Source organism: Lysobacter sp. CA199, from assembly GCF_052078715.1.
In the GTDB taxonomy this organism is placed as follows: domain Bacteria; phylum Pseudomonadota; class Gammaproteobacteria; order Xanthomonadales; family Xanthomonadaceae; genus Lysobacter.
On record NZ_JBQJIL010000012.1, the window covers coordinates 255,489 to 264,589 of the forward strand.

At 67.4% G+C, this 9,101-nt stretch carries 9 protein-coding genes; 6 read left to right on the top strand and 3 right to left on the bottom strand.

Going from position 1 to position 9,101, the window contains the following annotated elements:
• The first annotated feature begins 231 nt into the window (after nucleotides 1–231).
• Complete coding sequence (locus ACTOWJ_RS22460; protein ID WP_441336837.1) at nucleotides 232–1,614, top strand: amino acid permease; 1,383 nt, start codon at nucleotides 232–234, stop codon at nucleotides 1,612–1,614.
• A 141-nt stretch (nucleotides 1,615–1,755) separates the two neighbouring features.
• On the opposite strand, the gene ACTOWJ_RS22465 is transcribed toward ACTOWJ_RS22460, so the two are convergent.
• Complete coding sequence (locus ACTOWJ_RS22465) at nucleotides 1,756–3,432, bottom strand: vWA domain-containing protein (protein ID WP_441336838.1); 1,677 nt, start codon at nucleotides 3,430–3,432, stop codon at nucleotides 1,756–1,758.
• A gap of 217 nt (nucleotides 3,433–3,649) precedes the next feature.
• On the opposite strand from ACTOWJ_RS22465, the gene ACTOWJ_RS22470 reads away from it, so the two are divergent.
• Entirely contained in the window at nucleotides 3,650–4,135 is a 486-nt protein-coding gene (locus tag ACTOWJ_RS22470) for a tetratricopeptide repeat protein (RefSeq protein ID WP_441336839.1), read from the top strand.
• Nucleotides 4,136–4,220: 85 nt separating this feature from the next.
• Here the strand turns inward: ACTOWJ_RS22470 and ACTOWJ_RS22475 are convergent, their stop codons facing one another.
• Nucleotides 4,221–4,628, bottom strand: a complete 408-nt coding sequence (locus tag ACTOWJ_RS22475; protein WP_441336840.1) for a DUF2165 family protein — start codon at nucleotides 4,626–4,628, stop codon at nucleotides 4,221–4,223.
• A gap of 211 nt (nucleotides 4,629–4,839) precedes the next feature.
• Here ACTOWJ_RS22475 and ACTOWJ_RS22480 point away from each other — a divergent pair, with 211 nt between their 5' ends.
• Nucleotides 4,840–4,959: a DUF6053 domain-containing protein gene (locus tag ACTOWJ_RS22480; protein WP_441336841.1), complete on the top strand. Its 120-nt coding sequence runs from the start codon at nucleotides 4,840–4,842 to the stop codon at nucleotides 4,957–4,959.
• Between the two features lie 140 nt (nucleotides 4,960–5,099).
• Here ACTOWJ_RS22480 and ACTOWJ_RS22485 read toward each other — a convergent pair whose 3' ends face one another.
• The gene (locus ACTOWJ_RS22485; RefSeq protein ID WP_441336842.1) at nucleotides 5,100–5,354 is read right to left on the bottom strand and encodes a DUF3297 family protein; all 255 of its coding nucleotides are present in this window, start codon (nucleotides 5,352–5,354) and stop codon (nucleotides 5,100–5,102) included.
• A 205-nt stretch (nucleotides 5,355–5,559) separates the two neighbouring features.
• On the opposite strand from ACTOWJ_RS22485, the gene ACTOWJ_RS22490 reads away from it, so the two are divergent.
• From ACTOWJ_RS22490 to ACTOWJ_RS22500, 3 genes are all read left to right on the top strand, one after another.
• Nucleotides 5,560–6,240 (top strand): SIMPL domain-containing protein, encoded by a 681-nt coding sequence (locus tag ACTOWJ_RS22490; protein WP_441336843.1) that lies wholly within the window; start codon nucleotides 5,560–5,562, stop codon nucleotides 6,238–6,240.
• A gap of 249 nt (nucleotides 6,241–6,489) precedes the next feature.
• Nucleotides 6,490–7,677 (top strand): lactonase family protein, encoded by a 1,188-nt coding sequence (locus ACTOWJ_RS22495; protein WP_441336844.1) that lies wholly within the window; start codon nucleotides 6,490–6,492, stop codon nucleotides 7,675–7,677.
• Nucleotides 7,678–7,989: 312 nt separating this feature from the next.
• Nucleotides 7,990–9,018: an aldo/keto reductase gene (locus tag ACTOWJ_RS22500; RefSeq protein ID WP_441336845.1), complete on the top strand. Its 1,029-nt coding sequence runs from the start codon at nucleotides 7,990–7,992 to the stop codon at nucleotides 9,016–9,018.
• The last annotated feature ends 83 nt before the right edge of the window (nucleotides 9,019–9,101 follow it).

The window sequence follows — 9,101 nt, forward strand, 5'->3', positions numbered from 1 at the left end:
ACCCGAAGTCTCGTGGGAGGGGCTTCAGCGACGACGCCGGACGCCGCGTTCGCCCATGGCCTAAGGACCTCAAAGCCTCGTCCTGGCAGGACAGGGGAGAAAAAGGGGAGAAAAACAAGAAGTCTTCCGCCTGCCAGAGCGTGGACACCCGGAGTATGCTTCGCCGATTCCCGCCCGGCCGCGTTGAGCGCAGCACGGTCGTCGTGTCGGGAGCAGCCGGGAGCCCCGCGGATGCAGAACAGCCAGCAGCAACTACACCGTGGCCTCAGTGAGCGCCATATTCGACTCATGGCCCTGGGCGCCGCGATCGGCGTCGGCCTGTTCCTCGGGTCGGCCAACGCGATCAAGCTCGCCGGCCCCGGCATCCTGCTGGCCTATCTGCTCGGCGGCGGCGCGATCTTCATCATCATGCGCGCGCTCGGCGAGATGGCGGTGCACAACCCGGTCGCCGGCTCGTTCAGCCGTTATGCGCGCGACTATCTGGGGCCGCTGTCGGGGTATCTGACCGGTTGGAACTACTGGTTCCTGTGGCTGGTGACCTGCGTGGCCGAGATCACCGCGGTCGGCGTCTACATGCAGGTGTGGTTCCCCGAATCCCAGCAATGGGTGTGGGCGCTGGCGGCGCTGATCGCGATGGGCTCGGTCAACCTGATCACGGTCAAGGCCTACGGCGAGTTCGAATTCTGGTTCGCGATGATCAAGGTCGTGACCATCGTGGTGATGATCCTGGCCGGCCTGGGCATGATCGTGTTCGGTTTCGGCAACAACGGCGTGGCCACCGGCATCAGCAATCTGTGGGTGCACGGGGGCTTCTTCCCCAACGGCGCGCAGGGCGTGCTGATGTCGCTGCAAATGGTGATGTTCGCCTACCTCGGCGTGGAGATGATCGGCCTGACCGCGGGCGAGGCGGCCAATCCGCAGAAGTCGATACCCGACGCGATCAATTCGGTGTTCTGGCGGATCGTGATCTTCTACGTCGGCGCGCTGTTCGTGATCTTGTCGCTGTACCCGTGGAACGAGTTGGGCACCACCGGCAGTCCGTTCGTGATGACTTTCGAACGCATGGGCATCCGCGAGGCGGCCGGCATCATCAACTTCGTGGTGCTGACCGCGGCGTTGTCCTCGTGCAACGGCGGCATCTTCAGCACCGGGCGCATGCTCTACAACCTGGCCCAGCAGAAGCAGGCGCCGGCGTTCTTCGCCAACACCTCGCCCGGCGGCGTGCCGCGCGCGGCGATCCTGGTGTCGGTGACGGCGCTGCTGATCGGCGTGGCGCTGAACTATCTGGCGCCGGCCAAGGTGTTCGTGTGGGTGACCTCGATCGCCACCTTCGGCGCGATCTGGACCTGGGGCGTGATCCTGGTGTCGCACATGAAGTTCCGCGCGCGGCTCAGCGCCGAGGAACGCGCGAATCTGGCGTTCAAGATGCCGATGTTCCCGGTGGCCTCGTGGGTCGCGCTGGCATTCCTGGTGCTGGTGATCGGCTTGATGGCCTATTTCCCGGATACGCGGGTGGCGTTGTACGTCGGGCCGGCGTTCTTGATCCTGCTGCTGGTGCTGTATTTCGCGATGGGTTTGAACAAGCGCGATAACGTGGTGGCGCAAGGGGCCTGAGGGCTCGCTGCCCTCACCCTAACCCTCTCCCGCAAGCGGGGTGAGGGGCCGCGCTTGCGAGCCACCGGCTCGCGCGGCCCCGAACGCCCGAACGCTATGCGTTCGGGCCGGGGTCGGGTGGGATGTGGGCAACGCGAAGCCCTATTCTTCGGCCACCGCCGCACCCTTCGTCGCCCCACCTGCGGCCTGCAGACTCTTCGCGGTTTGCATCAACTGCAAGAACTCCCCGCGGTAACCGTTGCGATCGTCGCCGCGCGCGCTGCGCGCCAGCCCGATCACGCCATCCCAGCCGTAATCCCCGACATAAGTGCCGCCGCGCAGCAGGTCGCCGTAACCGGCCACTGCGGCGGCGAAGCGCATGCGTTCACTGGGTTCGCCGGCGATGTCGCTGCGCTGCAGCGGGGCTTCGATCAGGCGGCTGTCGGTCTCGCCGGGGCGTTTGTAGCGCAGGCGCAGCAACGCCACTTCGCCGGCCTTGGCGTCGGTCGCGGTCGCGGCCGGCTTGGCCTCGGCGGCCTGGGCGTCCTTGCCGTAGCGCAGCGGATCGACCGATTCGCCGCCGGAGCCGACCAGGGCCAGTTCGTACAAGGCGGTGACGTCGTGCCCGGCGCCGATTTCGCCGGCATCGACCTGGTCGTTGTTGAAATCCTCGCGCTTGAGCACGCGGTTCTCGTAACCGATCAGGCGGTATTCGGCGACCACCGAAGGATTGAACTCGACCTGCACCTTGACGTCGCCGGCGATGGTCAGCAGGGTCGAGCCCAGTTCCTCGTTCAACACCTTCTGCGCTTCCAGCGCGGTGTCGATGTAGGCGTGATTGCCGTTGCCCAGATCGGCCAGTTGCTCGGCCATGGCGTCGTTGTAGTTGCCGGTGCCGAAGCCCAGCGTGCTCAGCGCGATTCCCGATTTGCGCTGGTCGGCGACCAGGGTTTCCAGCGCCGACTGGTCGGACACGCCGACGTTGAAATCGCCGTCGGTAGCCAGCAGCACGCGGTTGATGCCGTCCTTGACGAAGGCCTGGCGCGCGGTCGCGTAAGCCAGTTGGATGCCTTCGCCGCCGTTGGTCGAGCCGCCGGCCTGCAGGCGTTCGAGCGCGTCGAGAATCTCGCCGCCGCGATTACCCGGGGTCGGCGGCAGCACCAGTCCGGCCGAGCCGGCGTAGGCCACGATCGAGACCCGGTCCTGCTCGCGCAACTGCGGTATCAGTTGGGCGAAGGCGCGCTTGAGCAGCGGCAGCTTGTCGGGCTCGTCCATCGAGCCGGAGGTGTCGATCAGCAGCACCAGATTGGCCGGCGGCAGCTCGCTTTTGTCGACATCGTAGCCCTGGATGCCGATCTGCATCAGCACATGCTTGGCGTTCCACGGCGCCGGCGCCAACTCGGTGGACACCTTGAACGGCGTGTCCTTGGAGGTGGGTCGCGGATAGCCGTAGTCGAAATAATTCACCAGTTCCTCGACCCGCACCGCGTCCTTGGGCGGCAATTCGCCGGCGGCGAGCATGCGCCGCACGTTGGCGTAGCTGCCGGTGTCCACGTCGATCGAGAAGGTCGACACCGGTTGCTCGGCGGTGCGGTGGATCGGGTTGGCCTCGATCTTGGCGTAGCGTTCGGTGTTGGTTTGCGGCACCGACAAGGAGTGCTCGGTTTGCGGCAAGGACGGCACCGAGACGATTTCGGCGGAGGCGGCTTCTTCTTCGCTGTGTTCGACCTTGCGGCTGCAGCCGGACAGGATCAGGGCCAGGGCGACGCCGGCGGCGAGCGCGGCGGCGGGCAGGCGGCGGACGGGCAGGGCGAGCGGGGACGCGGTTCGCGACAACATGGTGATCCTCCAATGATCGGGGTTGTGCGGCAGGCGGATACGACGTAACAACGTCGGCCGCGGCGCTTCGGGGTTCCTCCCGTGGCGGCGGCGATCGCAACATACGAGAGCGGGTCTTCGCTTTTCGTTATGACGGGCGTTGGTTTTTCGTTGGCCCGGTCCGGGGCACAATGCCGGTTCGCAACCGATCGCCGGCGCCGGGGAGGCGCAGGCCCGCATGAACGAATCGCGGCTCGACAATCCGGCCCTGCTGCAGCTCGCCTTCGCCGCCATCGCCCAGGCGCGCGATGTCGAGGCCGTGCGCCTGCTCAAAATCGTGTTGGAGCGCGATCCGGGCAATCTGCATGCCGAATATCTGTTGGCGATCCAACACGCCCAACTGGGCTTGTACGAGCGCGCCGAAGAACGCCTGCGCGCGGTGCTGGCCGCGGTGCCGGGCTTCGTGGTCGCGCGTTTCCAACTGGCCCAGTTGCTGGTGATGCGCGGCACCGCCAAGGACGCGCGCGAGTGGTTGCAGCCGGTGCTGGGCGAAACCCCGCCGCTGGGCGCGTACGCGCAAGGTCTGCTGGCCGCGGCCGAGGGCGATGCGGCCGGCGCCTGCGCCCTGATCGAAGCGGCGCTGCTACTGCCGCAGCCCATCGCTCCCTTGGCCGGCGACATGCGCCGGCTGTGCGACCAGTTGCGCGAAACCGCCGCGGCCTGACGGCGGCGCGGCTCAGACGCGCAGGTTGACCGCCAGCAGCGCGAGCACCGACACGCCGATCAACACGAAGTGCAGCAGCTGCACATTATCCTGGCGGATGTGAGGCGAACCAACTGCCGCCGATCAGCATCACAAAGCAGGTCGCCATGAACGCGCTCAACGCCAGATTGGCCAGCGCGACCGGGTCGGCGACGAGGCCCGCTCCGGCCAGCGCCGCCACCGCCGACCACAGCAACAGCGCGCTGAAGATTTCGGCGAACAGCACGATGCTCAACACCGCGCGATGCAGCAGATGGCTTTCGATCCTGCGCGCGAGCAGCGGCGTCTGGATCGCCGGCGCCTGCTCCAGCGGGGCCATGCGCATGATCTGGCCGATCCCGAACACGCCGTTGCGGAAGGCGACGAGGTTGTTGAACGCGATCAGGCTGATCCACAGCGCCAGACCGGCGAGGAGGATGAGTTTGAACAACAGCAGGCTGGCGGCGAGGGACATGGCGGAGCTCCGGAAAGTCTTGGCGTGGCCCCGCGCCGAGGGCGCTTCGGGGTTCGTACCTGATTGACGATCCAGGAGACGCGTTTGCGACATCGGCGCGAAATAGCGCGATGCCGTCAGGTCTTCGGGGTGTTGGGAGATCTTTGGGATGCCGTGAGATCTCAGGACTTGCGAGATCTCTTGGGAGCCGCGAGGTACCGCGAGGTCTTTTGTGGGAGGGGCTTCAGCCCCGACGCTCTTCGATCCGATCGCGGTGTTCCTTCACCGGCACTGGCCGGAAAGCGTCGGGGCTGAAGCCCCTCCCACAAAAGACTTCGCGATATCGCGGTGAGTCGGGGATGGGCCGAAGGGCGAGCCAAGGCCGCGCCGGCAATCGCAGCACGTCGCGGCAACCGCCGGCCGCCCGCGACAGACAAAGCGACCGTGTCGATCCGGAGAGGGACGCCGCAACACCGGCGCCCGCCAACGCGCTTACTCGGCGTCCGGCGCCGGCAGCAGGTAATAGGCTTCGACCTGGCCCTTGTGCTTCATCGTCATCGGGTTGCCGCGACGATCCAGGGACTTGCCGACCGGCAGGCGCACCCAGCCTTCGCTGATGCAGTACTCCTCCACGTTGCTGCGCTCCACACCGTTGAAGCGGATGCCGATGCCGCGCTCGAGCACGGACGGATGGTAGAACGGGCTGCGCGGATCGTTGGACAGGTGGTCGGGCGGGGTATCGGTCATGGTGGCGCTCTAGCGGGGACGGATGCGGCGCCGGCGGACGCGGAAGGCGTGGCCGGCGCGGCGCCTAGGATACGCGGGCGCGGCGGCCGGGCCCAGCCGGGGCTCCTGCGGGGGTTTCGAAGCGGGCGGCGGCGTTGCGCGGTATCGACTTGCGGCGACCGCCGGCGGCAAAATCGCCGCATCGCTGCGCACGGAGATCCGGCCGATGAAGATCGTCGCGAGCTGTTTGTTGGCGCTGTGCGCCCTGATCGGGCCAACGCAAGCGCAAGCGCAAGTGGCCGACGGCGGCCGCTTCCATGTCGCCGGCTTCGGCCGGGTGGCGTGGCAACCGGATCTGTTCGAACTGGCTTTCGACGTGGCGACTCAGGCCGAGGACGCGAGCGGCGCGCGCGAGCGGCATCTGTCCGCGGTCGCGGCCGCGCGGCGTATCGTCGAGGCGCGGCAGACGGCCTTGAGCGAGCGCTCTGAAGATGCGCCGCGGCTGCGGATCCGCGACGGCGGCGGTTACCGCTTCGACACCCGCTTCGTCCTGCGGGTGCGCGGCGCCGAGGCGCTGATGAGTTTGCAGCAGCAATTGGCCGAGGCCGGCGTCGCCGAATTCGAGGTGAGGCCCTTGTCGGAGCGGCTGCCCGAGTACGGCGATCGGGCGCGACGTCTGGCCTTGCAGGACGCCAAGCGCAAGGCCGAACTGCTGGCCGTGGAAATGCGTTGGACGCTGCTGGGCGCGACCGCGGTGACCTTCCAGGACGAGCGCCCGTGGTGGCTGCCGCAGACGCCGGTCGCGCGGCAGTACGGCGCTCGCGCCTACAACTATGCGGCCGAAGCGCCGGCGCAGAGCGGCGAGGTGACTTCGCAGGTCGATGTGGAGTATGCGTATCGGCGCTGAGTGGCGCGGTGGGTGGAAGCAGCGCGGCGATGTGATCGAAAGGCGTCGGGCCTGAAGGCCCTCCCACAAAAAGCGGCGTGGCGTCGGACAGATCGTGTGGGAGGGCCTTCAGGTCCGACGCTTTTCGCTCGAAACGCTTCGAAACGCTTCGAAACGCGCACCCACGCCGCATCGCAGGACATTCGCGCTTGGTCATCGCCGCCGATTGATGCACGATCGCCGTTCGTGCCGACGCACCCGGAACTGCCGATGACCCTGCGATCCGTCCTGTTTGCCTGGAGCCTGCTGATGACCTCGACCCTCGCCGCCGCGGCCGGTGCCGCGCGACCCGCCGGCGATGCGCCCACCGAATTACTGATCGGCTGCTACACCGGTCCGGTCTGCAAGGGCATCGGCCGCTACCGTTTCGATCCGGCCCAGGGCCGCATCGGCGCCGAGCCGTTGGAGGTGATCGAAACCGATAACCCGTCCTGGTTCACCTTCTCGCCCGACGGCGCCACGCTGTACGCGGTCAACGAAAACGGGCCGCAGTCGGCCGATCCGGTCGGCCGCGCCAGCAGTTTCGCGCTGGCGCGCGGCGAAGCGCGTTCGCGGCGCGTGTCGCAGGCCAACAGCCTCGGCGATGAACCCGCGCACGCCGCCACCAGCCTCGACGGACGTTATTTGTTCGTCTCCAACTATTCGGGCAACGCCTCGCCCGGCGGGACGCTCGCGGTGTTGCCGATCGACGGCGAAGGCCGCTTGCAGCCGGCGGTGCAATCGCTGACTCACCGCGCCAGTCAGGCCGACCGCGAGCGCCAGCTCTCGCCCCATGTGCATGCGGCGGTGCCGTCGAAGGACGGCCGCTACGTGTACGCGGCCGATCTGGGCGCGGACAAGGTGTATGCCTATCGCTACGATCCTGCGCGCAGCGCCGAGCGGCCCTTGCAGGCCGCGCAGACGCCGCACCTGGAATTGCCGGCCGGCAGCGGTCCGCGTCATCTGCTGTTCGATGCGAGCGGGCGGCACGCTTATCTGACCTTGGAAATGAGCGGCGAAGTGGTGGTGCTGGATTACCAGGACGGCGGCCTGAGCGTGACGCAGACCGTCGCGCTCGATCCCGGCCGTACCCGCGGCAATGCCGCCGCGGCGCTGCACCTGTCGGCCGACGACCGTTTCTTGTACGCCAGCAATCGCGGCGAGGACAATCACATCGTCGTGTACGCGGTCGACGGCGGCACCGGTCGCCTGAGCGCGGTGCAGCGTCGCGCCAGCGAAGGCGAGGGCCCGCGCGAATTCGCCTTGTCGCCGGACGGACGCTTCGTGGTGGTCGCCAATCAGCACAGCAATTCGCTGGTGGTGATCGAGCGCGACGGACAAAGCGGCAAGCTCGGCAAGACCGTGCAGACGATGGCGATGAGCTCGCCTTCGGATGTGAAGTTCGTTCCGGGGCGGTGACTGCGCGCTGTCCGATAGTAGGAGCGGCGCGAGCCGCGACCACGGGCTCTCATAGCGCCGCGCAGCTCATGAAGCACGGGCACCGTGGCGTTGAGAACGGTCGGCGGTCGAGTCGGTGCGGAGAGATTCGACGCGGCTGGGCCCGACGTTGCGGCGCAGGCGAAGCGGTGCGGTCGCGGCTTGCGCCGCTCCTACAGGGGCGGCCGGGGATGGTGTCGCGCGGTTCGCGCACAACGCAGCATTCCATCCGCACGGTTGAGGCTTTGCTCGCGAAGGCGTGCAATGCAGTTCTTTCCCCCACAGGAGCGCAGCATGGAACATCGTTATCTGGGCGCATCCGGCCTGCGCGTGCCGGTGTTGAGCTTCGGCACCGGCACCTTCGGCGGCGAAGGCGAGTTCTTCAAGGCCTGGGGCCAGACCGACGTCGACGGCGCGCGCCGCCTGCTCGACATCGCGATCGAGGCCGGGGTGAATCTGTTCGACAGCGCCGACATTTATTCCAACGGCGCCGCCGAGTCGATTCTCGGCGCGGCGATCAAGGGCCGTGCGCGCGACAGCGTGCTGATCTCGACCAAGGCCACCTTCCGCTTCGGCGAAGGCGTCAACGAAGTCGGTTCCTCGCGCCATCATCTGATCCGTTCCATCGATGCCTCGCTCAAGCGCCTGGGCACCGACTACATCGATCTGTTCCAGTTGCACGGCTTCGACGCGCGCACGCCGATCGAGGAAACCCTGTCCACGCTCGACGATCTGGTCCGCGCCGGCAAGCTGCGTTATCTGGGCGTGTCGAATTTTTCCGGCTGGCACCTGATGAAGTCGTTGGCGCTCGCCGATCGTTACGGCTGGACGCGCTACGTGGCACATCAGGCGTATTACTCGCTGATCGGCCGCGACTACGAGTGGGAACTGATGCCGTTGGGCCTGGACCAGGGCGTCGGCGCGGTGGTGTGGAGCCCGCTGGGTTGGGGGCGCTTGACCGGCAAGATCCGGCGCGGCCAGCCGCTGCCGGACAACAGCCGTCTGCACGTCACCGCCGACAAGGGGCCGCCGGTGCAGGACGAATACTTGTACCGCGTGGTCGATGCGCTCGACGAGATCGCCGCGGAAACCGGCAAGACCGTGCCGCAGATCGCGCTGAACTGGTTGCTGCAGCGGCCGACGGTGGCGACCGTGGTGATCGGCGCGCGCAACGAGGAGCAGCTCAAGCAGAACCTCGGCGCGGTGGGTTGGAATCTCAGCGCCGAGCAGGTCGCCAGGCTCGATGCGGCCAGTGCGACCGACAAGGCGTATCCGTATTGGCATCAGGCCGGGTTCGAAGAGCGCAATCCTTCGCCGGTGTGAGGAGCAGGCGCGGTAGTTGAGGATTCGCGGTCGCGGCTCGCGCCGCTCCTACAAGTCGCCCATGTAGGAGCGGCGCAAGCCGC

Excerpts from the sequence above, each read along its gene's own strand:
- ACTOWJ_RS22460 (WP_441336837.1), top strand. The coding sequence starts at position 232 with ATGCAGAACAGCCAGCAGCAACTACACCGTGGCCTCAGTGAGCGCCAT.
- ACTOWJ_RS22465 (WP_441336838.1), bottom strand. The coding sequence starts at position 3,432 with ATGTTGTCGCGAACCGCGTCCCCGCTCGCCCTGCCCGTCCGCCGCCTG.
- ACTOWJ_RS22470 (WP_441336839.1), top strand. The coding sequence starts at position 3,650 with ATGAACGAATCGCGGCTCGACAATCCGGCCCTGCTGCAGCTCGCCTTC.
- ACTOWJ_RS22475 (WP_441336840.1), bottom strand. The coding sequence starts at position 4,628 with ATGTCCCTCGCCGCCAGCCTGCTGTTGTTCAAACTCATCCTCCTCGCC.
- ACTOWJ_RS22485 (WP_441336842.1), bottom strand. The coding sequence starts at position 5,354 with ATGACCGATACCCCGCCCGACCACCTGTCCAACGATCCGCGCAGCCCG.
- ACTOWJ_RS22490 (WP_441336843.1), top strand. The coding sequence starts at position 5,560 with ATGAAGATCGTCGCGAGCTGTTTGTTGGCGCTGTGCGCCCTGATCGGG.
- ACTOWJ_RS22495 (WP_441336844.1), top strand. The coding sequence starts at position 6,490 with ATGACCCTGCGATCCGTCCTGTTTGCCTGGAGCCTGCTGATGACCTCG.
- ACTOWJ_RS22500 (WP_441336845.1), top strand. The coding sequence starts at position 7,990 with ATGGAACATCGTTATCTGGGCGCATCCGGCCTGCGCGTGCCGGTGTTG.